The following is a 25,901-nucleotide window of genomic DNA, read 5'->3' on the forward strand; positions in this document are numbered from 1 at the left end:
CCGGTCTGGATCCCTTCTATCGCAGCGGGGCGGTCGGCCCGCCCGGCGAGTCGTAACGTCCCTCGACCACGGACCGCGCGAGCGCCCCCACCTCGTCCTCACCGAGCCGGCGATACCCGTCCGACGTCACCGACGCCACCACAGGGAAGATCCGCCGCGGCAGATCCGGACCACCCGTCGCCGAATCGTCGTCCGCCGCGTCGTACAACGCCTGCACGCACACCAGCGCCGCGTCCTCCACCGACAGATCCCGCCGGAACAGCTTCTTCAGCGCGCCCCGCGCGAACACCGACCCCGAACCGATCGAATGGAAGTCCCGCTCCTCGTACCGGCCGCCCGCCGGATCGTAGGAGAAGATCCGCCCCGCGTCCCGCTCCTCGTCGTACCCGGCGAACAGCGGCACCACCGCCAGCCCCTGCATCGCCATGCCCAGATTCTGCCGAACCATCGTCGCGAGCCGGTTCGCCTTGCCCTCGACCGACAGCGTCCGGCCCTCGCGCTTCTCGTAATGCTCCAACTCCACCTGGAACAACCGCATCATCTCGAGGCCGATGCCCGCCGTCCCCGCGATCGCGATCGCCGAGAACTCATCCGCCCGGAACACCTTCTCGATGTCGCGCTGCGCGATCACGTTCCCCGCGGTCGCCCGCCGGTCCCCGGCCATCACCACCCCGCCGGGAAAGCTCACCGCGACGATCGTCGTCCCGTGCGGGATCTCCTCCCCGACCGGCGCCGCCGGCGGCGTCCGCCCACCGGGCAGCAGATCCGGCGAGTACGCCCCCAGGAACTCCGTGAACGAAGACGTGTCCGGACTCGCGAACAAACCGGCAGACGCCCGGTGTGCGATTCGTGGGACGCCACGCGACTCCCTTCCCTCCACCATGGCACCGGCCCCCTCAGAGATCACCGGCGCGGACGAGTACGACCCTACTGTTCAACGCCCGTCCCTGCATGCCGCGCCCACCCCGCCGAGTCAGCCCACGGCGAACCGGCCACCCCGGCGGGGCCACGAGCGGCCCTACGGACGGGCGGTACCGCCGGGCGCCGCCGTCCGGCCGGCCGCTCCGGCACGCGCGACGATCTCCCGCACCAGAACCTCGAGCGGCGTGAGATCCCCGCTCGGACGCGCACCGAACGACGGATTGCCGCGTCGCCGCTCGCCGTCCGCGGCGAGGTAAGGCTTCCAGCCGTCCGGAGCAACCGTCGCCGGATCCACGTCGGGGAGCGTGAACGACAGACGCCCCGTACCGTCGTCCCCCCTCACCGTCTTGACGAGCTCCCCCATCACGTAGTCCGCCGCGCGGCGGAGGGACGTGGGGTCGTCACCGAACTGGCCCATCCCCGTGTTGCAACCGGTACAGGCGATACCGCGCACGGCGCCGGTCTCGTGGTCGTGGTCGATGTGCTCCCCAGGACGGTCGCTACAGACTCCGCACAGGCCCACTTGGCGTTCGAGGAGCCAGTCGGCGTCCTCATCGGTGATCCCGTACTTCTGGCGCAGGTGGTAATGCCGCGACGTGCTCATCGACGCTCTTCGCTGCCGCCAGAGCGGATCCGTACGCACGCGATCCGGCCCCCCGAAAACCGACGCGCCGACCTCGTTCTCGAGCATCCGTGCCTGCGAACCGCGAAGTTCGAGGTAGTCCGCGGCGAGGAGCATCCGCTGAGGGTCGTCGTCGAACTGACCGAGCGCGCCGTTGCACTTGAAACACAGGATGTGACGAACGGCGCCGGAGAAATGGTCGTGGTCGACGTGCTTCGCCGGGCCTCGCAGGCAGATGACGCACACGCCTCCCTGCCCGGCGATCATCTGCGACACCTCCTCCTCGGTGACGCCGTAGCGGAGTTTGAGGAGGTAGTTGCGGCTGCTGCCGTGCCTGCGCTCCGATGGACCCTCGAGATCACGTTCCAGCAGGGCTTGCAATAAACAGATTTCCCGGACTTCGTAGATTGATTCCTACCGAAGTCCTCCACTGCTTTGACCTCCTCACACCGCGGGCAGTACTTCATTCCCTCCGGATCACTGCGACGCCTTTTGAACTCCCTCGTCTGTTTCCCTAGCGCCGCCTGCTTCTTCCGATAAGAACTGGAGTTTCGCCGAGCGAAGCAGTCTTTGCAGTAGAGAGCAAGACCGTCCGGCGACGCCTTGCGCTTCCAGAACTCGGCGGCCGCCTTGATCTGCCCGCAGTCCTTGCACTTTTTGCAGCAATCATGGGTGGGACCTTACCAGTCCCACCCATGATTCGACAACACTTTCGAGTTCCATTTGAGAACTCGAAAGACTTCGTTATTTTGATGGAGTCGGACATGTCCGATTTATCCATCACTGTCCGCCCTTTTGCACAAATGAACGGACAAATTCCTCTGCATTTTCCTCGAGGACTTCGTCGATTTCGTCGAGGATATTGTCGACGTCGTCGGTCAGTTCCTCGTGGCGCTCTTGGACGTCTTCGCTGGTCGTGGCCTCGGTCTCCTCGACCTCGTCCGTGCGCCGCGTGGTCTGCTTCTGACCGCCGGTGTCCTTTGTGGCCATCACGTACCTCCGCTCCTGCCGTTGCCTTCGACCTTATCCCGATCTTCGGCGACGAGTGGATCTTGCGGTCCGTTTCGTCGCGTCGGCGGGAGGCCTCCGGCATGCTCGGGTTATCGCCGGTCCGTAGACTATGAAACGGGCAAACCGGTCTCGATACGGAGACGTCGACCGTTTGCCCAGGTCAGCGCGGCGATATAGCCGGTATAACAGCATCACCCGCCCGCGCCGCACGATTGCGGCGCGGGGCGGGGTGTGCGCTGGTCAGAGCGATCCTGCGGCCGTCAGATCAGTCCTGGCCGGTGAGGGTGGCCACGAGGGACTCCGCGGTGCGGCAGCGGTCCAGAAGGCCGCCTACGTGCTCCTTGGTGCCGCGCAGGGGTTCCAGGGTGGGGACTCGCTGGAGGGACTCGCGGCCGGGGACGTCGAAGATGACGGAGTCCCAGGAGGCGGCGGCGACGTTGTCGGCGTACTGGCGCAGGCAGCGGCCGCGGAAGTACGCGCGGGTGTCCTCGGGCGGGTCGTCGATGGCGGACTCGACCTGGGCCTCGGTGATGAGGCGTTCGACGCGGCCGCGGTCGACGAGGCGGTTGTAGAGGCCCTTCTCCGGGCGGACGTCGGCGTACTGCAGGTCGACGAGGTGCAGGCGGGAGTGGGACCAGTCGATGTCGTCGCGGCTGCGGTAGCCCTCGAGCAGGGCCAGCTTCGCGACCCAGTCGAGCTCGCGGGAGAGCTGCATGGGGTCGTCACCGAGGCGGTGCAGGACCGACTCCCAGCGATCGAGGACGTCCTTGGTCATGTCGTCGACGTCGGCGCCGAAGCGGTCCTCGACGTACTTGCGGGACTGCTCGAGGTACTCCATCTGGAGCTGGACGGCGGTCATCTTGCGGCCGTCGCGGAGGGTGAGCAGGTGCTTGCAGGAGGGGTCGTGGGAGACGGCGCGCAGTGAGGCGACGGGCATGTCGACGGAGAGGTCGGTGGTGAGGAAGCCGTCCTCGATCATGGCGAGGACGAGGGATGTGGTGCCGAGCTTGAGGTAGGTGGAGAGCTCGGCGAGGTTGGCGTCGCCGATGATGACGTGGAGGCGCCGGTACTTTTCGGGGTCGGCGTGGGGTTCGTCGGGTGTTGATGATGGGGCGTTTGAGGGTGGTCTCGAGGCCGACCTCGACTTCGAAGAAGTCGGCGCGCTGGCTGATCTGGAAGCCGTCGCCGCGGCCGTCCACGCCGATGCCGACGCGGCCGGCGCCGCAGACGACCTGGCGGGAGACGAAGAAGGGGGTGAGGTGGCGGACGATGTCGGCGAAGGGGGTCTCGCGGCGCATGAGGTAGTTCTCATGGCAGCCGTAGGAGGCGCCCTTGTTGTCGGTGTTGTTCTTGTAGAGCTGGATGGGGTTGGTGCCGGGGACCATGGCGGCGCGTTGGGCCGCGTCGGCCATGACGCGTTCTCCGGCTTTGTCCCAGATGACGGCGTCGAGGGGGTTGGTGCACTCGGGTGCGGAGTATTCGGGGTGTGCGTGGTCGACGTAGAGCCGGGCGCCGTTGGTGAGGATGATGTTGGCGAGGCCGAGGTCTTCGTCGGTGAGCTGGGTGGGGTCGGCGACCTCGCGTGCGAGGTCGAAGCCGCGGGCGTCGCGGAGGGGGTTCTCCTCTTCGAAGTCCCAGCGGGCCCGGCGGGCGCGTGCCGCCGATGCCGCGAGGTAGGCGTTGACGACCTGGGAGGAGGTCACCATCGCGTTGGCCCCTGGCTGGCCCGGTACGGAGATGCCGTACTCGGTCTCGATGCCCATCACCCGCCGAACAGTCATATTGTCGAGCCTATCGGGGCCGTGGGGGTGGAGCCACGGGGACGGTGTGTCGTGGCGGGTTCGTCGTGGCGCGGGCGGGGTCGCATGGGCGTGACGCGGCCGCGGCGGCCCCCGGTCCGGGGGCCGCCGCGGTCGTGGTCGCGGGTGTGCCGGTCAGAGGTACTGGCCGGTGTTGGCGACGGTGTCGATGGAGCGTCCGGCTTCCGCGCCCTTGGTTCCGGAGACGAGGGTGCGGATGTAGACGATCCGCTCGCCCTTCTTGCCGGAGATGCGGGCCCAGTCGTCGGGGTTGGTGGTGTTGGGCAGGTCTTCGTTCTCGCTGAACTCGTCGACGCAGGCGGCGAGCAGGTGGTTGACCCGCAGGCCTTTTTGCCCGGTGTCGAGGAACTGTTTGATGGCCATTTTCTTGGCGCGGTCGACGATGTTCTGGATCATGGCGCCGGAGTTGAAGTCCTTGAAGTAGAGGACTTCCTTGTCACCGTTGGCGTAGGTGACTTCGAGGAAGCGGTTCTCCTCGGTTTCGGCGTACATGCGTTCGACCGTGCGCTGGATCATGCCGTCGACGGTGGCGGCTTCGGAGCCGTCGTGTTCCTTGATGTCGTCGGGGTGGAGCGGGAGGCCGCTGAGGATGTATTTGGAGAAGATGTCCTTGGCGGCTTCGGCGTCGGGGCGCTCGATCTTGATCTTGACGTCGAGTCGTCCGGGGCGCAGGATCGCGGGGTCGATCATGTCCTCGCGGTTGGACGCGCCGATGACGATGACGTTCTCGAGGCCTTCGACTCCGTCGATCTCGCTGAGCAGCTGCGGGACGATGGTGTTCTCGACGTCGGAGGAGACTCCGGAGCCGCGGGTGCGGAAGATGGAGTCCATCTCGTCGAAGAACACGATGACCGGGGTGCCGGCGGAGGCCTTCTCGCGGGCTCGCTGGAAGACGAGGCGGATGTGGCGCTCGGTTTCGCCGACGTACTTGTTGAGGAGTTCGGGCCCCTTGATGTTGAGGAAGAAGCTCTTGCCTTCCTTGCCGGTCTTCTCGGCGACCTGTTTGGCGAGCGAGTTGGCGACGGCCTTGGCGATGAGGGTCTTGCCGCATCCGGGGGGTCCGTAGAGAGGGACGCCCTTGGGGGGCCGGAGCTGGTGTTCGCGGAACAGGTCGGCGTGCAGGTAGGGCAGTTCGACGGCGTCGCGGATCAGTTCGATCTGGCCGCCGAGTCCTCCGATCTCGTTGTAGGAGATGTCGGGGACCTCTTCGAGGACGAGTTCTTCGACCTCGGCCTTGTGGATCTTCTCGTAGGCGTATCCGGAGCGGGACTCGAGCATGAGCGAGTCGCCGGCGCGGAGTGGGACGCCGCGGAGTGGTTCGGCGAGTTTTGATGACGCGTTCCTCGTCGGCGTGCGCGATGACGAGGGCGCGTTCTCCGTCGTCGAAGAGTTCCTTGAGCATGACGACTTCGCCCTGCTCTTCGAACTTCAGGGCTTCGACGACGTTGAGTGCCTCGTTGAGCATGACCTCCTGGCCGCGCTGGAGGTCTTCGACTTCGACGGCGGGGCTGACGTTGACGCGCAGCTTGCGTCCGCCGGTGAAGATGTCGACCGTTCCATCGTCGCGGGCTTCGAGGAAGACCCCGAATCCGGAGGGTGGTTGTGCGAGCCTGTCGACCTCCTCCTTGAGCGCCACGATCTGTTCGCGAGCCTCTTTGAGGGTCGCTACGAGACGCTCGTTCTGACCGGTCACCGCGGCCAGGTTGGCCTGTGCCTCATGGAGACGTTCTTCCAGCACGCGTGCTTGGCGCGGGGATTCCGCGAGTTTGCGGCGCAGCACGGTGATCTCCTCCTCCAGGAAGGAGATCTGCGTTTGGAGGTCCTTGACCTCCTTGTCGTGCTGCGCTCTGCGCGCCCCAGCATCATCACGAGCGGCCACGCCCCGTCACCTCCTCACGAAGAGAGCCGACGACCTACTGAGACCCTACCTATCTGGAGGGCTTCCGTAACCTGCCCATTCGGTTCTCGTGTCGTGCGGGTGGCTTTCGGGCGGGGTGCGGGGGTGGTCTGGGGGCGGGCGGTGGGTGCGGGACCTGGGGTTTCGTGGTGTGGCGGAGGGTGCGGGGGCGGGGTCCGGTGGTTTCGGCGGGTTGTGGCGCGACACGCCGGTGGGGTGCCGGGATGTGATCTATGACTCGGTGGTGGGCCCGGGCGTGGCGTCGGGTGCGGCGTCGGCGGGGGCGCCGTCGGCGGCGGGGGCGGTGTTGCCGGGGGTGCCGTTGCCGGGGGTGCCGTCGGGGGTGGGGTGGGCGCCCTTGGCGGGGCGCCGGCGGCGGGTGGGCGGGGTGACGCCGTCGGCGAGGCGGCGGGCGGTGACGAGGAAGCCGGTGTGGCCGATCATGCGGTGGTCGGGGCGGACGGCGAGGCCGTCGACGTGCCAGGAGCGCAGGAGGGTTTCGAAGGCGTAGGGCTCGGCGAAGCTGCCGTGGGCGCGGAGGTCTTCGACGATGCGCGACATCTGGGTGGTGGTTGCGATGTAGGCGCAGAGCATGCCGCCGGGGATGAGGGCTTCGGCGACGGCGTCGATGCATTCCCAGGGGGCGAGCATGTCGAGGACGGCGCGGTCGATCTCGGTTTCGGCGAGGTCGTTTTCGAGGGAGCCGACGGTGAGGCGCCATGCGGGGTGGGGGCCGCCGAAGAAGCGTTCGACGTTGCCGCGGGCGATGTCGGCGAAGTCGGGGCGGCGTTCGTAGGAGGAGAGGTGTCCGTGTTCGCCTACGGCGCGCAGGAGGAAGCAGCTGAGGGCGCCGGATCCGGCGCCGGCCTCGATGACGCGGGCGCCGGGGAAGATGTCGGCCTGGGCGACGATCTGGGCGGCGTCCTTGGGGTAGACGACGGCGGCGCCGCGGGGCATGCGGAGGGTGTGGTCGGTGAGGAGGGGGCGGAAGGCGAGGTATTCGGTGCCGCCGGTGGAGCGGAAGACGGAGCCTTCGGGGCTGCCGATGATGGTGTCGTGGGGGATGGCGCCCTTGTGGGAGTGGTATTCCTTGCCGCTTTGGAGGGTGATGGTGTTGATGCGGCCTTTGGGGTCGGTGAGCTGAACCTGGTCTCCGGGACGGAAGGGGCCGTGGGGGATGCGGCCGGTGGTTGTGCGGGGTCCGTCGTTGGACTGGGGTTCGCTCATGGGCGTCAAGGCTAGCGGCGGGCGGGGGCGGTTCGGTCCGTCGTGCGGCGGGGCGGGGGGCGGTGCGGGCGGGGTTCAGATTCCGGCGAAGGTGCGGTCGACGTCGCTGACGGCGAGGACGCCGTAGACGCGTCCGTCGGGTTCGGTGAGGAGGTATTCGGGGGCGGGGGCGCGGCGGAGGGCTTCGATGAGTGCTTCGCCGCGGAGGTCGGCGGGGAGCGTGCGGTCGGGGTCGAGGCCGCGGGAGAGGTCGCCGACGGTGACCCAGGGGCGGCGGTGCTCGGGGGTTTCGGTGACGGCCTTCTCGCTGACGAGTCCTTGGGGGGTGCCGTCGTGGTCGACGACGACGAGGGCGCCGGCGTGGTCGGCGTGGGCGCGGCGGACGGCTTCGGCGAGGGGGACGTCGGGGGTGACGAGGGTGGCGCGGCGGGCGAGGCGGCGGGCGGACAGCAGGGGGATGCGGTCGCGGACGTGTTCGGCGCGGATGGCCTGGGTGGCGCCGACCCAGATGAAGGAGGCGACGAGGGCGGACCAGAGGAGGGCGAGCCAGCCGAAGCCGGTGCCGCCGCCGGTGGCTTCGTCGGAGGCGGGGTAGGCGGCGAGGTAGGCGCCGGCGAGGAGGGCGGCGATGGCGACGGCGCGGCCGACCCAGCCGGCGATGATGGCGCCGCTGCGGCTGTGGCCGGTGGCTTTCCAGACGGCGGCGCGGACGAGGCGTCCGCCGTCGAGGGGGAGGCCGGGCAGGAGGTTGAAGACGCCGACGAGGAGGTTGGCGAAGGTGAGGGCGTCGACGAGGAGGAGGGCGACGTCGGGGAGGGGCAGGGTGGCGTGGGCGAGGAGGCCGAGTCCGGCGAGGACGAGGTTGACGAGGGGGCCGGCGAAGGCGATGAGGAATTCGCGGCCGGGGGTGGGGGCCTCGCGTTCGATGGAGGTCTCGCCGCCGAGGATGTGGAGGGTGACGGAGCGGACGGGGAGGCCGAGGACGCGGGCGGTGACGGCGTGGCTGAGTTCGTGGACGAAGACGGAGCCGTAGAGGAGGACGGCGTAGGCGAAGGCGACGGCGTAGCTGGTGGGGCGTTCGACGACGTCGTTGACCTGTCCTTCGAACATGATGGTGACGAGGACGGCGACCAGGAACCAGCTGGGCGAGACGAAGACGGGGACGCCGAAGGGGCGGCCGAAGTAGAGGCCGGGCCGCGGGCCTTGGCGGTCGTCGTGGCCGGTGGCCGGGGTCTTGCCCGGGTTCGGGGGCGCGCTGTGTGTCACGTCACCGATGCTACGGCCCCGGTGGGGCGTTCGTGCTGCCGGTGGTGTTCCGGTCGCGGCGGCGGGACGTCCGGTGGGGGCCGGGGGGCGTGCGGGTCGCGGGGTTGCGGGGTTTCGTCGGGGTGGTCGCCTACGCTGCTGTGCCATGACGACGACCGAGGCCGGTGGCCGGCGCCCAGGCACGCCCAGTGATCCCTCCGTTTCCGGGGCGGGGGCCGGCGGGTCCGGGGACGCGGCGGTGCGGGTCGTGGGGTCACTGTCGCCGTCGCGGGCGGGTGATTTCATGACGTGCCCGCTGCTGTACCGGTTCCGGGTGATCGACCGGATCCCGGAGCGGCCCAGTGCCGCGGCGGTGCGGGGGACGCTGGTGCATTCGGTGCTGGAGCGGTTGTTCGATCTGCCGACGGGCGGGCGGACGCCGGAGGCGGCGCTGGCGATGCTGGGGCCGGAGTGGGAGCGGCTGCTGGAGTCGGAGCCGGAGCTGGCGGGGCTGTTCGGGGACGGCGAGGCCGGGGACGCCGAGCGGGACGAGTGGTTGGCGCAGGCGCGGCGGATGGTGGAGCGGTATTTCACGTTGGAGGATCCGCGGCGGCTCGAGCCGGCGGAGCGGGAGCTGTTCGTCGAGACGGTGCTGGACTCGGGGTTGAAGCTGCGGGGGTACATCGACCGGGTGGACGTGGCGCCGACCGGTGAGGTGCGGATCGTGGACTACAAGACGGGGACTGCGCCGCGTGCGGATTTCGAGGCGCGGGCGTTGTTCCAGATGAAGTTCTACGCGCTGGTGCTGTGGCGGTTGCGGGGGCGGGTGCCGCGGTTGCTGCAGCTGATGTATCTGGGGAACGGCGAGGTGCTGCGGTACGAGCCGGACGAGGCGGATCTGCGGGCGACGCAGCGGAAGGTGGAGGCGTTGTGGCAGGCGATCCGGCGGGCGATGGACAGCGGGGAGTGGCGGTCGCGGCGGGGGCGGCTGTGCGACTGGTGCGATCATCGGGAGCGGTGTCCGGAGTTCGGGGGCACTCCCCCGCCGTTGCCGGTGGTGCCGGTGGGACGCCGGTCGCCGGAGGTCCCGGCGGGCGGTGACGCGGCGGGTGATGCGGCGGGTGATGCGGTGGGTGCGGCGCGGGAGCGGGACGATCTGTAGGTCTTGCGGGTGGTGGCGGGGCGGTGTTCCTCCTTCTTGGGGATGACCGCAGATCCGCGTTCAGGAGGGCTCACGACCTGGCGTGACCTCCTAGGGTGAGAATCGTGTCACCCCGCATCCGTGGTCTCTTCGCCTTCCGTGCCTGGCTGCAGTCGCGTCCGTCTGCGGCCGATGCGCTGCTCGCGGCCGGGTTGCTGCTGGTGGGGCTGCCGCAGCTGTTCCTGTCGGACGTGCGGGTGGGGGGCTACGAGTCGGCGTTCACGCCGCCGGACGCGCTGGGGGCGTGCTGGTGGTGGTCGTCACGATGGCGTTGACGTTCCGGCGGCGCGCCCCGCTGGGGGTGATGCTGTTCGTGGTGGCGGGTGGGGCGGTGCTGACGGCGCTGCGGTATCCGCCGTCGGTGCCGGACGTGGTGGCTTTCCTGGTCGCGGTGTACAGCGTGGCGGCGCATCGGGGGCTGGCGCAGAGCGCGCTGGGCGGGCTTGTGGCGGTCGTGTACTTCGTGGCGATGCTGGTGCTGCTGCCGGTGCCGATCGAGCCGATGGTGTTCCTCACCGATTGCGCGCTGGTGATCGGTGTGTGGATGCTGGGGCGGAATCTGCGGTTGCGGCGGGCGTATTTCGCGGAGTTGGAGCATCGTGCGGCGCGGTTGGAGCGGGCGCGGGGGACGGACGCGCGGGCGGCGCGGATCGAGGAGCGTTCGCGGATCGCGCGGGAGCTGCACGATGTGGTGGCGCACCATGTGAGCGTGATGACGGTGCAGGCGGGGGCGGCGCGGCGGATCATCGACCGGGACGCCGGCAGCGCGCGGGACGCGATGTCGACGATCGAGGAGGTCGGGCGGACGGCGTTGAGCGAGATGCGGCGGATCGTGGGGGTGCTGCGGACGGACCGGGACGCGGAGCGGGCGGGGGGCGAGCTGGCGCCGCAGCCGGGGCTGGGTGATCTGGGCGAGCTGCTGGATCATGTGCGGGAGACGGGGTTGTCGGTGCAGCTGTGGATCGAGGGTGAGGCGCGTACGCCGTCGCCGGGGTGGACGTGGCGGCGTTCCGGTTGATCCAGGAGGCGTTGACGAACACGCTGAAGCACGCGGGGGCGCATGCGCGGGCGTGGGTGCGGCTGTACTACACCGCTGATCATCTGACGGTGGAGATCGAGGACGACGGGCCGGGCACGGCGACGATCATGGCGGGGGACGAGGCGCGGCCGGGGCACGGGCTGGTGGGGATGTACGAGCGGGTGGCGCTGTACGGTGGCGAGCTGCGGATCGGGCCGCGGGTCGGCGGCGGGTTCGGGGTGCGGGCCCGTTTCCCGCTGGAGGCGTAGGTTGTCGGGCATGAGCGGCGTGAGGCGAGGAGCCGGGACGATGGACGGGGCGGCGCGATGAGCGCGGTGCGGGTGCTGCTGGTGGACGATCAGCCGCTGCTGCGGACGGGTTTCCGGCTGATCCTGGAGGCGGAGCCGGAGATCGCGGTGGTGGGCGAGGCCGGGGACGGCGCGGCGGCGGTGGAGATGACGCGGTCGCTGCTGCCGGACGTGGTGCTGATGGACATCCGGATGCCGGGTGTGGACGGGATCGAGGCGACGCGGCGGATCATCCGGGACGGTGCGGCGGCGCACGATCCGCGGGTGCTGATCCTGACGACGTTCGATCTGGACGAGTACGTGATCGAGGCGGTGCGGGCGGGTGCGAGCGGGTTCCTGTTGAAGGACTCGCCGCCGGAGGATCTGGTGCAGGCGATCCGGATCGTGGCGGCGGGCGACGCGATCGTGGCGCCGAGCGTGACGCGGCGGCTGCTGGACAAGTTCGCGACGCGGCTGCCGGCGGCGCGGGATTCGGCGCCGCCGCCGGGGCTGGACACGCTGACCGAGCGGGAGCGGGAGGTGCTGGCGCACGTGGCGCGCGGGCAGTCGAACGCGGAGATCGCGGCGGAGCTGGTGGTCAGTGAGACGACGGTGAAGACGCATGTGGGGAACGTGCTGGCGAAGCTGGGGTTGCGGGACCGGGTGCAGGCGGTGGTGTACGCCTACGAGACGGGGTTGAGCCGCCCGGGTCAGAGCTGACGCGCGCGGCCGCGCTTCGGGTGCGACCGGGGTCCGTACCGGGCGTGCGATGCGGCCGGGACGGCTCGGCCGCCAACAGCTCGGAACGGGGACGGCTCAAAACGGGGACGGCTCGGGGTCGGTGCGGGCGGCCGACCTGTGGTGATCGCGCCGGCGCCGGGCGGGCGTCTCGGGGTCGCCCCGGACTCAGGGCCATGTCCGTCCTACTCCGGGAGGACGAGCGGGCGGGCGCTCGTCCTGCGTTGGGTGGACGGCCGATTCCCTTCCGTAGGTGCATCTTCCGGGCGCGCGGAACTTCTAGGGTTTCCGGTAACGGATCGTCGTTGAGACGGCCGGTCCGTGTTCATCCGCACCTCTCACCCCAACAGGAGTTCTCGTGACGAACACCGCCCCATCGACCGCCGATGCGCGATCCGCGCCGGGGACGGGCCCCGGGACGGGCGATGTCGCCGCGCGGGTGGAGCAGATCTCGAAGGTGTACGGGCGCGGCGACGCCCGGGTCGTGGCGCTGGACGCGGTGTCGGCGGGGATCCCGCGGGGCCGGTTCACGGCGATCATGGGCCCGTCCGGGTCGGGGAAGTCGACGCTGATGCACTGCATGGCGGGGCTGGACTCGGTCGACTCGGGCTCGGTGTTCGTCGGCGACACCGATCTGACTCGGCTGAAGGACAAGCAGCTGACGCGGCTGCGCCGCGACAAGATCGGGTTCATCTTCCAGGCGTTCAACCTGGTGCCGACGCTGACGGCGCTGGAGAACATCACGCTGCCGATGGACATCGCGGGCCGCAAGCCGGACCGGGCCTGGGTGGACCAGGTGATCGACACCGTCGGGCTGCGGCCGCGGCTGAAGCACCGGCCGACGGAGCTGTCGGGCGGGCAGCAGCAGCGGGTGGCGTGCGCGCGGGCGCTGGCGTCCCGCCCGGAGATCATCTTCGCGGACGAGCCGACGGGGAACCTGGACTCGCGGTCGGGCGCGGAGGTGCTGGGGTTCCTGCGCTCGTCGGTGCGGGAGATGGGGCAGACGATCGTGATGGTGACGCACGACCCGTCGGCGGCGGCGTACTCCGATCAGGTGCTGTTCCTGACGGACGGGCGGATCGTGGACACGATGGCGGAGCCGACCGCGGACCGGGTTCTGGAGCGCATGAAGGGGTTCGACGCGGCTCCGGCCGCGGGCCCGGCGGACGGCCCGGCCGGCGGCGCCGGTGAGGGCCGCGGGAGGGCGCGGCCCGATGATGGCGAGGGTCACGCTCCGCAATCTCGCGGCGCACAAGATCAGGCTGGTGCTGACGGGCGTCGCGGTGATCCTCGGCGTCGCGTTCGTGGCCGGGACGCTGATCTTCACCGACAGCATGAACAAGCAGTTCGACGACATGTTCAGCCGGATCGGGAGCCACGTGGCGGTGAACGTCCGCGCGGCGGACGTCCCCGGCGGCGGCTCGCGTCCGGTGCCCGCGTCGGTCGTGGAGCGGGTGAAGGGCGTCGAGGGGACCAAGGGCGTCGAGGGCAACGTCACCGGGTACGCGGCGGTGCTGGACCGCGAGGGCGAGGTGGCCGGGCCGCCCGCGGGGCAGGGGCCGCCCAAGCTCGGGGTGAACTGGTACGACGACGGCACGTTCGACATCACCTCGGGCCGGGCGCCGCAGGGCCCGGAGGAGGTGATGCTGGACGCCACGACGGCGCAGGACGCCGGATTCGGGGTGGGCGACCGGGTGAAGGTCGTCACGGCCGGCCCGGTGCGGGAGATGACGCTGGTCGGGATCGTCGACACCGGCGACATGATGGGCACGTCGCTCACCGCGTTCGACACCGCGACGGCGCAGCGGCTGATGCTGCGGCCGGGGTACTTCACCGACCTGCAGATGGAGTCCGCGGGCCCGTCGGAGGAGGAGCTGCGCGACCGGGTCGCGGCGGTCCTCCCGGAGGGGTACGAGGCGATCACCGGGGACGAGCTGCGGGAGGAGACCATGAGCGCCGTCGGGCAGATCATGGGGTTCTTCCGGACGTTCCTGCTGGTGTTCGCGCTGATCTCGGTGTTCGTCGGGGCGTTCATCATCTTCAACACGTTCTCGATGCTGGTGGCGCAGCGGACGCGTGAGCTGGCGCTGCTGCGGGCGATCGGTGCGGGACGCCCGCAGGTGACGCGGGCCGTCCTCGGGAGGCCGTCGCGGTCGGCGCGGTCGGGTCCACGATGGGCCTGGGCGCCGGTGCGGGGCTGGCGTGGCTGCTGCAGGGCGCCGCCGGCATGGACACCTCGGCGCTGGCGATCACGCCCACGGCGGTGATCGTGTCGTACGCGGTGGGGATCGTGGTGACGGTCGTGTCGGCGTACTTCCCGGCGCGGCGCGCCGCGAAGATCCCGCCGGTGGCGGCGATGCGCGACGATGTGGCGCTGCCGCAGCGGTCGATGCGGATCCGGGTGGCGCTCGGGTCGCTGCTGACCGCGGGCGGCGCGGCGCTGATCGCGGCCGGGCTCGCCGGTTCGGGGAACGGCGCGGTGGCGCTGGTCGGGACGGGCGCGCTCGCGGTGTTCATCGGGGTGACGATGCTCGCGCCGGTGATCAGCGTCCCGGTGGTGACGGTGCTGGGCGCGCCGTTCGCGCGGACGCTGGGCACCACGGGGCGGCTCGCGCGCCGCAACGCGCTGCGGAACCCGCGGCGGACCGCGGCGACGGCGTCGGCGCTGATGATCGGGCTGGCGCTGATCACGACGGTGAACGTGCTGGGGTCGACGATGCGCGCGTCGGTCGACGAGCAGGTCGACGAGCAGTTCGGCGCGGACTACATCGTGCAGGCGGGCGGCGGCGCCATGGCGGGCGCGTCGGTCGGGGACGGCGCGGTCGAGGCGATCGAGGGCGTGCCCGGCGTGACGGACGCCGCGCCGGTCTACGGCGGGAACGCCGAGATCGGCGGGGAGGACGTCCGTTACGTGTCCGGTGAGGCGGCGCCGGTCGTGCGGGCGCTGCGGCTGGACGTCGTCCGGGGCGAGGCGTCGTTCGGGTCGGGCGGGATCCTCGTCAGCGAGGAGAACGCGAAGAAGAACGGCTGGCGGGTGGGGTCGCGGGTCCCGATCCGGTTCCCCGACGGGGAGAGCGTGCAGGTGCCGGTCACCGGCGTGTACGCCGAGAACCCGATGGCGGGCGGGCAGCTCGTCGATCCGCGCCTGTACCTGGCGCACACGTTGCGGCCGACGATCGACACGGTGGTCGTGACCGCCGCGGACGCGGGGGCGTCCACGACGAAGGCGATCGAGGACGCGCTGGCGGCCTACCCGAATCTGGAGGTGTCGGACCAGGCGGCGCTGAAGGACGACGCGCGGCAGCAGGTGGACGGGTTCGTGACGTTCCTGACGACGCTGCTGATGATGTCGGTGATCATCGCGGCGGTGGGGGTGGTGAACACCCTGGCGCTGTCGGTGATCGAGCGGACGCGGGAGATCGGGCTGCTCCGCGCGATCGGGGTGAGTCGCCGGCAGCTGCGGCGGATGATCCGGGTCGAGTCGATCGTGATCGCGGTGTTCGGTGCCGTCCTCGGTATCGGGATCGGGGTGGCGTTCGGCGCGGCGCTCCAGCAGGCGCTGGCCGATCAGGGGCTGTCGGTGCTGTCGGTGCCGGTGGTGACGCTGGTGGTGTACCTGGTGGTGGCCGCGGTGATCGGTGTGCTGGCGGCGCTGTGGCCGGCGTGGCGGGCAGGGCGGATGGACGTCCTGGAGGCGATCTCCACCGAGTAGCCGCACGGGCGGGTGGCCGGACGGGGGCCCGGCCGCCCGCACGGGCGACGCGAAAGACCCGGTCCCGCGGGGGCCGGGTCTTTCGCGTTCGCGGCGTCTCGGGCGTCCGCCGTGCGTCCGCCGTGCGTCCGCCACCGGGACGTGCGCGCCGCGGCGAAGGGCGGACGGCGCGTACCGGCTACCGGGGCGGACCGGTGCCGGGGGTGCCGGGCGGGTCAGGCGTCGGACTTGCCGGCGGCGTCGCCGGCCGTGGAGCCGGTCTCGGCCTCGGCGCCCGGCGCGACCGTGGCGCGGGCGACCGCGTCGGTGGCGCTGACCGTGGTGTTCTCCGGGAAGTGGCAGGCGGTCTGGTGGCCGGGGCTGAGCTCGACCAGCGGCGGCTCGACCTGCTTGCAGATGTCCTGCGCCTTCCAGCAGCGGGTGTGGAAGCGGCAGGCGGGCGGCGGGTCCAGCGGGCTGGGCACGTCGCCCTGCAGCCGGATCCGCTTGCGGTCCCCGCGCCGGGACGGGTCGGGGACCGGCACCGCCGACATCAGCGCGTTGGTGTAGGGGTGCATGGGCCGCTCGTACAGGTCGTCGCGGTCCGCGATCTCGACGATCTTGCCGAGGTACATGACGGCGACCCGGTCGGAGATGTGCCGCACCACCGACAGGTCGTGCGCGATCACGACGTAGGTGAGGTCGAGTTCGTCCTGCAGGTCCTCCAGCAGGTTGACGACCTGGGCCTGCACGGACACGTCCAGCGCCGACACCGGCTCGTCCGCGATGATCAGCTTGGGTTTGAGCGCGAGGGTGCGGGCGATCCCGATGCGCTGCCGCTGGCCGCCGGAGAACTCGTGCGGGTAGCGGTTGTAGTGCTCGGGGTTGAGGCCGACGAGTTCCAGGATCTCCTGGACGGCCTTCTTGACGCCCTGCTTGGCCTCGATGTTCTGCAGCCGGAACGGGGCCCCGACGATCGCGCCGACGGTCTTGCGCGGGTTCAGCGACGAGTACGGGTCCTGGAAGATCATCTGGAGGTCGCGGCGGAGCGGCCGCAGCCGCCCCTGGGACATCGTGGTGATGTCCTGCCCCTCGAAGGTGATCTTGCCGAAGCTGGGGTCCAGCAACCGCATGATCATCCGGCCGGTGGTGGACTTTCCGCAGCCCGACTCCCCCACCAGGCCGAGCGTCTCGCCCTTGCGGACCGAGAACGACACGCCGTCGACGGCCTTGACCGCCGCGACCTGCCGGCGCAGCAGCCCCGCCGTGACCGGGAAGTGCTTGCCGAGCCCGTCGACGTCCAGCAGCACCTCGCCGTCGCGCCGCTTCGGCGCGTCCTCGCGGGTCCGCTCCGCCGGCACCGGGACGCCCCCGTCCGCGGTGCCCTGCGCCGCCGGGGTCTCGTCGCCCGGGGCCTTGCTCTTGGAAGTGCTCACAGTCTCGTCCCCCGTGCTCGTCACAGCTTCGGCCGGATCTCGTCGTTCCAGAGTTCCCGCCGCCGCGCGGCCGGCAGGTGGCAGGCCGCCAGGTGGCCGGGCTCGACCTCGACCAGTTCGGGACGCGCCGTCGTGCTCTTGCCGTCGGTCTGCTCGCTGTAGGGGCAGCGCGGGTTGAACGCGCACCCCTGCGGGACGTTGATCAGGCTGGGCGGCGTCCCGGTGATCGGCATCAGCCGCTCCGAGCGTTCGCGGTCCAGCCGCGGCATGGAACCGAGCAGACCCCACGTGTAGGGGTGCATGGGGTTGTGGAACGCGTCCTCGACGGCGCCGTACTCCACGCAGCGGCCGCCGTACATGACCAGGATGTCGTCCGACAGCTCCGCGACGACCCCCAGATCATGGGTGATCATGATGACGGCGGAGTTGAACTCCTGCTGCAGGTCCTGGATGAGGTCGAGGATCTGCGCCTGGACGGTCACGTCGAGCGCGGTGGTGGGTTCGTCGGCGATCAGCAGCTCCGGGTCGCACGACAGCGCCATCGCGATCATCGCGCGCTGCCGCATGCCGCCGGAGAACTGGTGCGGGTAGTCGTCGACCCGCCTGTCGGGCTTGGGGATGCCGACCCGGCCCAGCATCTCGATCGCGTGCTTGCGCGCGACCTGCTTGGACACGTCGTTGTGCACCCGGTACGCCTCGACGATCTGCTGCCCCACCGTGTAGAAGGGGTGCATCGACGACAGCGGATCCTGGAAGATCATCGCCATCTTGCGGCCGCGGAGGCGGCGGACCTCGCTCTGCGAGGCCCCGACGAGCTCGGTGCCGTCCAGCCAGATCTCGCCCGACACGTTCGCGTTGCGGCGGTTGTGCAGGCCGAGGATGCCGAGGCTGGTCACGCTCTTGCCCGACCCGGACTCCCCCACGATGCCGAGGGTGCGGCCCGGCTCCAGCTTGAACGACAGGCCGTCGACGGACTTGACGACGCCGTCGTCCGTCGGGAAGTGGATCTTGAGGTCGCGGACCTCGAGGAACGCCTCGGAGCACCGTCCGCGGCGGCCGCGGCCTCGCGGGCCGGCCCGGCGGTCGCCTCGTCCGCGGCGGCGGGCGTCTTCTCGGTCATCAGCCCAGCCTCACTCTCGGGTCGACGATGGCGTAGAGGAGGTCCACGATCAGGTTGATCACGACGATGGAGGTGGCGGTGATCAGCGTCACCCCGAGGACCATCGGCAGGTCGCTGCTGTTGATCGAGCTGATCGCGAGCTGCCCCAGCCCGTGGATGCCGAAGGTGTTCTCCGTCAGCACCGCGCCGCCGAGCAGCAGCCCGAGGTCCAGCCCGAACACGGTCATGATCGGTGTCAGGGTGGCGCGGAGCGCGTGCCTGGTCACGACCTGCTTTTCCGCCAGCCCCTTGGCTCGGGCCGTGCGGATGTAGTCCTCGTTCATCGTCTCCAGCATGCCCGCTCTGGTGAGCCGCGCGTACATCGCCGCGTACAGGAACGCGAGCGTCACCCACGGCAGCACCAGCGACTGGAACCATCTCACCGGGTCCTCGGTGATCGGCCGGTAACTGCCGCCGCCCGGGAAGATCTCCAGGGTGTAGGAGAACAGGGCGAGCGACACCAGTCCGGTGAAGTAGATGGGCAGCGACACCCCGGCGAGCGCGATCACCATGGCGCCGCGATCCCACTTGCTGCCGCGGCGCAGCGCCGACACGACACCGGTGGTGATCCCGACGGTCAGCCAGATCACGGCCGCGCCGATCGCCAGCGACAGCGTCGCGGGGGCCCGGTCGGCCAGCGTCGGCAGCACCTGCTGGCTGGAGTTGAACGAGTAGCCGAGGCAGGGCGCGGAGCAATGCTCGCTGGTCGGCCCGAGGTCGAGGTCCTTGCCCGCGACGATCCCCTTGAGGAAGTCTCCGTACTGGACCACGATCGGCTCGTCCAGCTTCAGGCGCTCCTTGGTGTCCTGGATCGCCTGCGCGGTGGGGGCCTTGCCGACGTACGCGGCCGCGAGCTGGTCGGTGGTCTGACCCGCCAGCTTCGGCAGACCGAAGAAGATGCCGAAGGTCACCAGCGTGACCACCAGCAGCATGATGACGGCCCCGATGAGGCGCCGGATGATGTATGCGAACACTATGCGCGGCCCGGCCCGCCGGCCGGGTGGACCTGTGGGCCCGGACCCGGCCGGCGGGCGTCGCCTTCACCTGCCTTCGGATGGAGAGGCGAGCGAGCGGTTGATCACTCCACGCCCATGTTGAGGTAGTCGTACATGCCGCCGTAGCCACCGGTGATGCCGACGTTGGTGACGTTCTGCGGCCGGTAGAGCAGCGCCTTGGCGTAGATGAGCGGGACGATGCTGGCGTTCTCCATCACCATCTTGTCGACCTCGCTGTAGATCTTGGTGCGCGCGGCCTTGTCGGTGTTGGAGATGGCGCCGTCGAGCGCCTGGTTGATCTTCGGGTCGTCCAGCTCGGACAGGTTCGTGCCGCCGGACGGCTTGATCGCCGAGCCGTGCACGATCTGCTGCAGGAACCCGTAGCCGGTCGGCCAGTCCGGGGCCCACGCCATCAGCATCATGCCGACGCCGTGCTCATGGACGTAGTCCGGCACGCCGACGAACTTGTTGAAGTAGTCACCGGCCGGGAACTGCACGATGCTGGCGTTGATGCCGACCTTCTTCAGCGCCTGCTGGATGGCCTGGGCCATCGCGACTTCCTTCTTCCGGTCCGAACGGGCCGAGATCTTGGTGCTGAAGCCGTTCGGCTGGCCGCATTCCTGCAGCTCCTGCTTGGCCTTGGCGATGGTGGCCTCGTCGAGACCGCCGCCCTCGGCCTGCTTCTGCGGGTACAGGTCGAACTTCTGGTACGACTCGAGGTTCGTCGGCTGCACCGTGGTGGCGACGTCGCCGCCGGCCAGCGGGCCGCCGTAGGCGGTCTGCGCGGCGACCTTGTCCGTGGCGTACTGCACGGCGCGGCGGCAGTGGACGTTGTCGAGCGGCTTGACGTGCTGGTTCAGCGCCATGTACCGCAGGTAGCCCTGGACGGGGTTGTCGACATAGGGCTTCTGGTCGGCGGCGAGGACCTTCGGCTGCGCGGCCGACTGGACGCCGACGCCGGCGATGTCCATCTCCAGATCGCCGCTGAGCAGACGCTGGTCGATGTCGTCGCCGTTCTGCTTCAGCTCGACCGTGATCTTGTCCGGCAGCGCCTTGCGGATCGGGTCGGTGTTCTTGTCCCAGTGCGGGTTGCGGGACAGGGTCATCTGCTTGCCGCGCTGGTAGCTGTCGACCTTGTACGGGCCCGACGACACGATCGCGGTCTCGTACTTCAGGCCGGTGTCCTTCTCCTTCGGCACCGGCATGGTCTGGGGCATCTGCACCAGGTAGTCGAACTCCGAGAACGGTTCCTTCAGGTTGAAGACGATCGTCTGGTCGTCGGGAGTCTCGATGGACTCCAGGCCCTGCTCGGAGTCGTCCTCGTACGGGCCCTTGTACGGCTCGTCGTTGTCGACCAGGTACTGCTTGAAGTACTTCGGCCCGAGCTGCAGCTCCTTGGAGAAGTTGCTGCGCTCGACGGCGTACTTGACGTCCTTGGACGTGACCGTGGTGCCGTCGCTGAACTTCACGCCGGTCCGGATCTTGTACGTCCAGGTCTTGCTGTCGTTGCTGGGCGTCCCGAGACCGCTGGCCAGGTCGGGGACGATCTCCAGGCTCTCCTTGCCCGCGGCCGGCTTGAACGTCGTCAGCGAACGGCCGTACAGGCGGGCGAAGTTGCTCGAGAACGCGTAGTAAGTGTTGCCCGGGTCCGGGGAGTCCCAGTCGTCGGAGCTGGCGAGGCGGAGCGTGCCGCCCTTCTTGTCCGAGACGTTGGCGACCTCGTTCACGGCGGCGTTGAAGCCGGGGCCTTCCCCCGAACCGTCGGAGTCACCGCCGCCGCAGGCCGCGAGGGCCCCGGTGGCGAGCACCCCGGCCGCGAGGACCGAGATGGATCTCATCAGTTTCATGTGCAGGCGCACCCCTTCACTTAGGCGGGTGAGTTAACCCGAGGTCACTTGGCCCGGGGGTCGAGAGCGTCCCGCAGCCCGTCACCGAAAAGGTTGAAGGCGAGGACGGTGATGAAGATGGCCATGCCCGGGATGATCATGTACATCGGGGCGGTCGCGTACAGCGGGACGGCCAGGGTGAGCATGCCGCCCCACGACGGGGTCGGCGGGATCACGCCGACGCCGAGGAACGACAGGGCTGCCTCGAACAGGATGTTCGTCGGGATCAGCAGCGTGGAGTACACGAGGATCGGCGCGACGAGGTTCGGCAGGACCTCCTTGAACAGGACGTATCCGCTGCGGGCGCCCATGCTGCGGGCGGCGTCGACGAACTCGCGCTCGCGCAGCGACAGCGTCTGCCCGCGGACGATCCGGCCGATGTAGGGCCAGTTGAAGAAGCCGATCACGAAGACGAGGACCGAGACCCGCAGCCCGTTGCCGCTCAGCCCGAACGAACCGTCGGTCACGACGCCGACCAGGGCGATCGCGAACAGCAGCAGCGGGAAGGCAAGGAACACGTCCATGGCGCGGCTGATGAGGTAGTCGACCCAGCCGCCGAAGTAGCCGGCGGTGATGCCGAGGACCGTGCCGATGACGACCGACAGGAGCGTCGCCAGGAACGACACCAGCAGGGAGATCCGGGCGCCGTACACGATCCGGGCGAGCATGTCGCGGCCGGTGCCCGGCTCGACGCCCAGCAGGTGCTCGCCGCTGATCCCCGAGTGCCAGAAGCCGTCCTTGGGACGGCTGTAGGTCGGGTCGATCAGGTTCTGGTGGTAGGCGAGCGGGTCCTGCACGAAGAACGGCCCGAAGATCGCGATGAGGATCAGCAGGATCACCACGCCACCACCGGTGAGCGCGACCTTGTCCCGCCTGAGGCGCATCCACGCGATCTGGCCGAGGGACCGGCCCTGGATCTTCTTCCCCTGCATGCCCTCCAGGACAGCTTCGGGCTGCGCCTCGCCGTCGGAACCGGTCACCTCGATGGGTGCGGCCACGCTCTACCTCCTACCGTCCGGCCACTGGGTTCAGGCCATGCCGCCGGCGTGCGACCGGCGATCGCGGAGATCATCCGCAGCCTCCCGTGCCCGTTACGCCGCGTTTGCTGAAGGGAAACGTAGTCCTTCGGGCACGACTGTCCATCCGTGAGGCGGGCTGCGCCAGTACCCGTATCTGACTTGTGATCTCGTCGTCATCTCGGGCACACGCGTCATGCACAAACTCGCCGGACAAATCGCCCGAATAGTACGACCACCCTCAGAGTGGGTTGCACCCCAGCGGCCCTCGGACCGGGAACCTTTACCGGACCGAGTCCGTCCTGAGACTCTTTCTCCGCAGGTCAGCACGCTAGTGCACAGCCGCCCCAGGGGCCACGGACGCGCGCGGCGCGGCGCACCGGCGGTTCGGCGGGCACCCCGGCACAGCCCCGGACGGCCCGGTCCGCGGGACGCGGCGGCGGGCTCTTGACAAGTTCTGTCAGGAGCAGGGAAGTGAAGAGAGCACAAAGGAGGCTGGTCTATGCACAGAGCAGGGCCCCCAGGTTCGGAGGCCCTGCTCGGATGCCGGAACGTGCCGCCGGGCGCGAGGCGCCGCGGGCGGGACGGTGCGGTCAGGAAATGCCGCGGTTGCGGAGGATCTGCTCGATCTCGTCCATCTCGGGGTCGGCGCCCTGCGCGCCGCCGACCTCTCCCTTGGGTGCCTTGCCGGCCGCGGCCCGCCGGCCGCCCGACTCCCCCCCGGACTTGCCGGGACCGGGCTCCTTGCGGCCGCCGCCGGAGCGGCGGGCGAGCATCGCGCCGGAGGCCATGTAGAGGACGACCGCGAGGCCGATGACCACGACGCCCGCCCACTTCCCGGGGTCGAAGGCCAGGTCGACGAAGAAGCCGGTCACCCCCGTCAGCGCCGCGCCGACCGGCACCAGCGACAGGGCCGCGCCGCGCACCCCGGTCGCGGCGCCGCGGCGGCGGGCCACCCCCCAGCTGATCACCAGCCCCACCAGGGTCACCCCGAGACTGATCGCGAAAATGGCTGCGTCGCTCATGCCGGCCCCTCATCCGTGTGGTGCTGCCGCTCCCATGGTCACACGTCCCGGCCCGGCGCCGCTCCTCCCGGCGGACGGTTTGCGGGCCGCGCGACCTCCTCCTTCCGCGGGACCGACCCCGGGAATGTGCCCCTGCGGTATCAGGGTGCGCATCTCAGGGCGCGCATGTCGGACGCCCGCCGCCGCGGGACCTGTCCGGCCCGGGACGCCGTCCCTTCCAGGGTGGCGAGGGAAGCGCATGTCAACGTCCGGCAACGGAACGATGACGGAACGGTGGAGCCGGGGCGGCCTCACCACCGGGCGGGCATCTTCCACCGGCGACGCCCCGCCGGGACGACCTCGCGGAGGACCCCGCACCGGCCGGAGGGTCCGGTACGGGTCAGCCCGACAGCTCGCGCAGCCGCGCCAGGTCGATGTCCCGCAGCGACGCCACGACCGTCCGCCCGGGGGCGGGCGGGATCGGCAGGACGCCCGGCACCGCGACCACGACGCAGCCCGCGGCCTCCCTGCGGCGACGCCGTTCGGCGAGTCCTCCAGGACGACGCAGCGGGCCGGGTCCGCGCCGAGCCGGGCCGCGGCGGTCAGGTAGGGCTCGGGGTGCGGCTTGGTGTCGGCCACCTCGTCCCCCGCGACGCTGAGCGCGAAATGCTCGCGGCCCACCGCGTCCAGCACCGGCTCGATGAGCCGCCGATGACTGGAGGACACCAGCGCCGCGGGGACGCCCGCGGTGCGCAGCTCGGCGAGCAGCTCCTTGGCGCCGGGCATCATCGGCGCGCACGCGCTCAGCCGCTCGTGCATCCCGTCCAGCATCCGCGCGCCGACCTCCTCGGGCGAGGCGTCCGCGCCGGTCAGCTCCAGCATGTGGGCGACCGCGATCGACAGCGACCCGCCGACGAGCTTCTCCTGGTCCTCGGCGTCCACGTGCCGCCCAGCCAGGCCATGACCTCGGACTCCACCTCCAGCCAGAGGCGCTCGGAGTCGATCAGCAGGCCGTCCATGTCGAACAGCACGGCGCGGGGGGCCTGGGGGGTCACGCGTCTCCTCTCGACGGGCATGGGCGCCCCACCATAGCCGCGGGGTCCCGGTTTCCTCTTCCGTGTCCACATGCTGGACCGCTAACGTGCCCATTCGAGAACTACCAACGAGTAAGGAGCGGTATGAGCGCGTACGGCATCATCCTCTGCGGCACCGACGGCTCGGACTCGTCCTTCCGCGCCGTGGACCGGGCGGCGCAGCTGGCCGCCGCCACCGGCGCGCGGCTCCTGCTCGCCTCCGCCTACAGCGCGATGCCGAGCGTGAGCGCGCCAGGACGGCCGACCGGCTCGGCGACCTGGCCTACAAGGTGCAGGGCTCCACCCCGGCCGACGACGCGCTGCGGGCCGCGCGGGAGCGGGCGGTCGCGGCCGGCGCCTCCGACATCGAGCAGGTGGCGGTCGAGGGCGACGCCGTCGACGTCATCTCCAAGGTCGCCAAGGAGCGGGCCGTCGGCCTGGTCGTGATCGGCAACCGGGGGCTCAACAGCCTCGCCGGCCGCATCCTCGGCTCCGTCCCGGCGAACCTGTCGCACCGCTCCCCGTGCGACGTGCTCATCGTGCACACGACCGACGGGAAGTGAAACGGCGGCAGTGATCGGATCGTGACCCGCTTTCCGCCTCGGGCGTACACGCCGGGCGTCTGGCGCCGCACGGGCGGGGTACGTCACCGTCAGGACGTAGGCTGACAGCCACCGATCATCGCGGGGCCCCCCGACCCCCGGGAATGACGGCCCCCCGCGGTGACGCTGTACCTGGGCGTCGGAAGGAGCAGCGCGTGATCGAGCTCGAAAGCGTGCCGGATCTCGTGGATCCGGTGCTCGTGGCCGCCTTCGAGGGGTGGAACGACGCCGGGGAGGCCGCCAGCGGCGTGATCGGGCACCTGGAGAGCACCTGGGACGCGGTCCCGATCGCCGAGCTCGACCCCGACGACTACTACGACTTCCAGGTGACGCGGCCGATCGTGGAGATGACCGACGGGGAGACCCGCGGCGTCACCTGGCCGACGACGCGGATCTCGTGGGCGCGGCTGCCCACGGGCCGCGACGTCGTTCTGGTGCACGGCATCGAGCCGAACATGCGGTGGCGGTCGTTCTGCCGGGAGCTGGTCGGGCTGATGCTCGAACTGGACGTCCGCAACGTCGTGCTGCTCGGCGCGCTGCTCGCCGACGCGCCGCACACCCGGCCCGTGCCGGTCACCGGCGCGGCGTCGCAGGCGTCGGTCGTCGACACCCTGCACCTGGAACCGGCCCGCTACGAGGGGCCGACCGGGATCCTCGGGGTACTGCAGGACGCCTGCACGCGCGCCGACTTCGAGACCGTGTCGCTGTGGGCCGCGGTCCCCCACTACGTGGCGCAGCCCCCGTCCCGAAGGCGACGCTGGCGCTGCTGCGCCGCGTCGAGGACCTCCTGGACGTCACGGTCCCGCTGGGCGAGCTCCCCGAGGAGGCGCGGGCCTGGGAGAACGGAGTGAACGAGCTCGCCGAGGAGGACTCCGAGGTCGCCGACTACGTCCGGACGCTGGAGGAGCAGAAGGACGCCACCGAGCTGCCGGAGGCCAGCGGCGACGCGATCGCCCGCGAGTTCGAGCGCTACCTGCGGCGCCGCGACCCCGAGTGAACCCGACGGCCCGCGCGATACCGACCGCGCGATACCGACCGCGCGATACCGACCG

18 protein-coding genes and 7 pseudogenes are annotated in these 25,901 nt (G+C 70.4%); 10 read left to right on the plus strand and 15 right to left on the minus strand.

Features of this window, described 5'->3' with window-relative positions; translation table 11 throughout:
• Positions 1–16: 16 nt before the first annotated feature.
• The 7 genes and pseudogenes from prcB to F7P10_RS00670 all read right to left on the minus strand — a co-directional run bounded on the left by prcB (position 17) and on the right by F7P10_RS00670 (position 8,764).
• Positions 17–883: a proteasome subunit beta gene (gene prcB, locus F7P10_RS00640; protein WP_151007584.1), complete on the minus strand. Its 867-nt coding sequence runs from the start codon at positions 881–883 to the stop codon at positions 17–19.
• A gap of 135 nt (positions 884–1,018) precedes the next feature.
• Positions 1,019–1,924 carry an endonuclease VII domain-containing protein gene (locus tag F7P10_RS00645; RefSeq protein ID WP_151007585.1) on the minus strand — a complete coding sequence of 302 codons (906 nt, stop codon included), beginning with the start codon at positions 1,922–1,924 and terminating at the stop codon, positions 1,019–1,021.
• 399 nt (positions 1,925–2,323) lie between these two features.
• On the minus strand, positions 2,324–2,533 hold the full coding sequence (locus F7P10_RS00650; protein WP_151007586.1) for a ubiquitin-like protein Pup: 210 nt from the start codon (positions 2,531–2,533) through the stop codon (positions 2,324–2,326).
• A gap of 286 nt (positions 2,534–2,819) precedes the next feature.
• Positions 2,820–4,335 (minus strand): annotated as a pseudogene (gene dop / locus F7P10_RS00655) (depupylase/deamidase Dop).
• Between the two features lie 153 nt (positions 4,336–4,488).
• Positions 4,489–6,253: pseudogene (arc, locus tag F7P10_RS00660) on the minus strand (proteasome ATPase).
• A 249-nt stretch (positions 6,254–6,502) separates the two neighbouring features.
• Complete coding sequence (locus F7P10_RS00665) at positions 6,503–7,498, minus strand: tRNA (adenine-N1)-methyltransferase (protein WP_218040317.1); 996 nt, start codon at positions 7,496–7,498, stop codon at positions 6,503–6,505.
• 75 nt (positions 7,499–7,573) lie between these two features.
• Positions 7,574–8,764, minus strand: coding sequence for a site-2 protease family protein (locus F7P10_RS00670; protein ID WP_254716327.1), 1,191 nt, complete (start codon positions 8,762–8,764; stop codon positions 7,574–7,576).
• Positions 8,765–9,047: 283 nt separating this feature from the next.
• On the opposite strand from F7P10_RS00670, the gene F7P10_RS00675 reads away from it, so the two are divergent.
• The 8 genes and pseudogenes from F7P10_RS00675 to F7P10_RS45255 all read left to right on the plus strand — a co-directional run bounded on the left by F7P10_RS00675 (position 9,048) and on the right by F7P10_RS45255 (position 15,699).
• Entirely contained in the window at positions 9,048–9,905 is an 858-nt protein-coding gene (locus F7P10_RS00675; RefSeq protein WP_254716328.1) for a PD-(D/E)XK nuclease family protein, read from the plus strand.
• Positions 9,906–10,000: 95 nt separating this feature from the next.
• Complete coding sequence (locus F7P10_RS43735; RefSeq protein WP_254716329.1) at positions 10,001–10,219, plus strand: hypothetical protein; 219 nt, start codon at positions 10,001–10,003, stop codon at positions 10,217–10,219.
• Positions 10,189–10,962 carry a sensor histidine kinase gene (locus F7P10_RS43740; protein WP_254716330.1) on the plus strand — a complete coding sequence of 258 codons (774 nt, stop codon included), beginning with the start codon at positions 10,189–10,191 and terminating at the stop codon, positions 10,960–10,962. The genes F7P10_RS43735 and F7P10_RS43740 overlap by 31 nt, the downstream gene beginning before the upstream one ends.
• Before the next feature lie 11 nt (positions 10,963–10,973).
• A complete protein-coding gene (locus tag F7P10_RS43745) occupies positions 10,974–11,231 on the plus strand; it encodes a sensor histidine kinase (RefSeq protein ID WP_254716331.1) in 258 nt (85 codons plus the stop codon).
• A 57-nt stretch (positions 11,232–11,288) separates the two neighbouring features.
• On the plus strand, positions 11,289–11,969 hold the full coding sequence (locus F7P10_RS00685) for a response regulator transcription factor (RefSeq protein WP_151007589.1): 681 nt from the start codon (positions 11,289–11,291) through the stop codon (positions 11,967–11,969).
• A 376-nt stretch (positions 11,970–12,345) separates the two neighbouring features.
• Positions 12,346–13,128 (plus strand): annotated as a pseudogene (locus tag F7P10_RS00690) (ABC transporter ATP-binding protein); the annotation flags it as partial.
• A 184-nt stretch (positions 13,129–13,312) separates the two neighbouring features.
• Positions 13,313–15,162 (plus strand): annotated as a pseudogene (locus tag F7P10_RS45250) (ABC transporter permease); the annotation flags it as partial.
• A gap of 171 nt (positions 15,163–15,333) precedes the next feature.
• Positions 15,334–15,699: an ABC transporter permease gene (locus F7P10_RS45255; RefSeq protein WP_368077502.1), complete on the plus strand. Its 366-nt coding sequence runs from the start codon at positions 15,334–15,336 to the stop codon at positions 15,697–15,699.
• A gap of 215 nt (positions 15,700–15,914) precedes the next feature.
• On the opposite strand, the gene F7P10_RS43760 is transcribed toward F7P10_RS45255, so the two are convergent.
• The 8 genes and pseudogenes from F7P10_RS43760 to F7P10_RS45265 form a co-directional block, all read right to left on the minus strand.
• The gene (locus F7P10_RS43760; protein ID WP_254716868.1) at positions 15,915–16,988 is read right to left on the minus strand and encodes an ABC transporter ATP-binding protein; all 1,074 of its coding nucleotides are present in this window, start codon (positions 16,986–16,988) and stop codon (positions 15,915–15,917) included.
• 146 nt (positions 16,989–17,134) lie between these two features.
• Positions 17,135–18,037 (minus strand): ABC transporter ATP-binding protein, encoded by a 903-nt coding sequence (locus F7P10_RS43765; RefSeq protein ID WP_368077446.1) that lies wholly within the window; start codon positions 18,035–18,037, stop codon positions 17,135–17,137.
• A 196-nt stretch (positions 18,038–18,233) separates the two neighbouring features.
• Entirely contained in the window at positions 18,234–19,247 is a 1,014-nt protein-coding gene (locus F7P10_RS00710; protein WP_151007591.1) for an ABC transporter permease, read from the minus strand.
• A 104-nt stretch (positions 19,248–19,351) separates the two neighbouring features.
• Positions 19,352–21,115, minus strand: coding sequence for an ABC transporter substrate-binding protein (locus F7P10_RS00715; protein WP_218040318.1), 1,764 nt, complete (start codon positions 21,113–21,115; stop codon positions 19,352–19,354).
• A 44-nt stretch (positions 21,116–21,159) separates the two neighbouring features.
• A complete protein-coding gene (locus F7P10_RS00720; protein WP_176611259.1) occupies positions 21,160–22,152 on the minus strand; it encodes an ABC transporter permease in 993 nt (330 codons plus the stop codon).
• A 611-nt stretch (positions 22,153–22,763) separates the two neighbouring features.
• The gene (locus tag F7P10_RS00725) at positions 22,764–23,195 is read right to left on the minus strand and encodes a hypothetical protein (protein WP_151007592.1); all 432 of its coding nucleotides are present in this window, start codon (positions 23,193–23,195) and stop codon (positions 22,764–22,766) included.
• Positions 23,196–23,756: 561 nt separating this feature from the next.
• Positions 23,757–24,056 (minus strand): annotated as a pseudogene (locus tag F7P10_RS45260) (HAD family hydrolase); the annotation flags it as partial.
• Entirely contained in the window at positions 24,044–24,229 is a 186-nt protein-coding gene (locus tag F7P10_RS45265) for a hypothetical protein (RefSeq protein WP_368077447.1), read from the minus strand. The pseudogene F7P10_RS45260 and the gene F7P10_RS45265, both read right to left, overlap by 13 nt.
• 123 nt (positions 24,230–24,352) lie before the next feature.
• Here F7P10_RS45265 and F7P10_RS44975 point away from each other — a divergent pair.
• Positions 24,353–24,810: pseudogene (locus F7P10_RS44975) on the plus strand (universal stress protein).
• A gap of 194 nt (positions 24,811–25,004) precedes the next feature.
• Positions 25,005–25,846 (plus strand): annotated as a pseudogene (locus tag F7P10_RS00740) (PAC2 family protein).
• The last annotated feature ends 55 nt before the right edge of the window (positions 25,847–25,901 follow it).

The organism is Actinomadura sp. WMMB 499 (assembly GCF_008824145.1).
Taxonomy (GTDB): domain Bacteria; phylum Actinomycetota; class Actinomycetes; order Streptosporangiales; family Streptosporangiaceae; genus Spirillospora.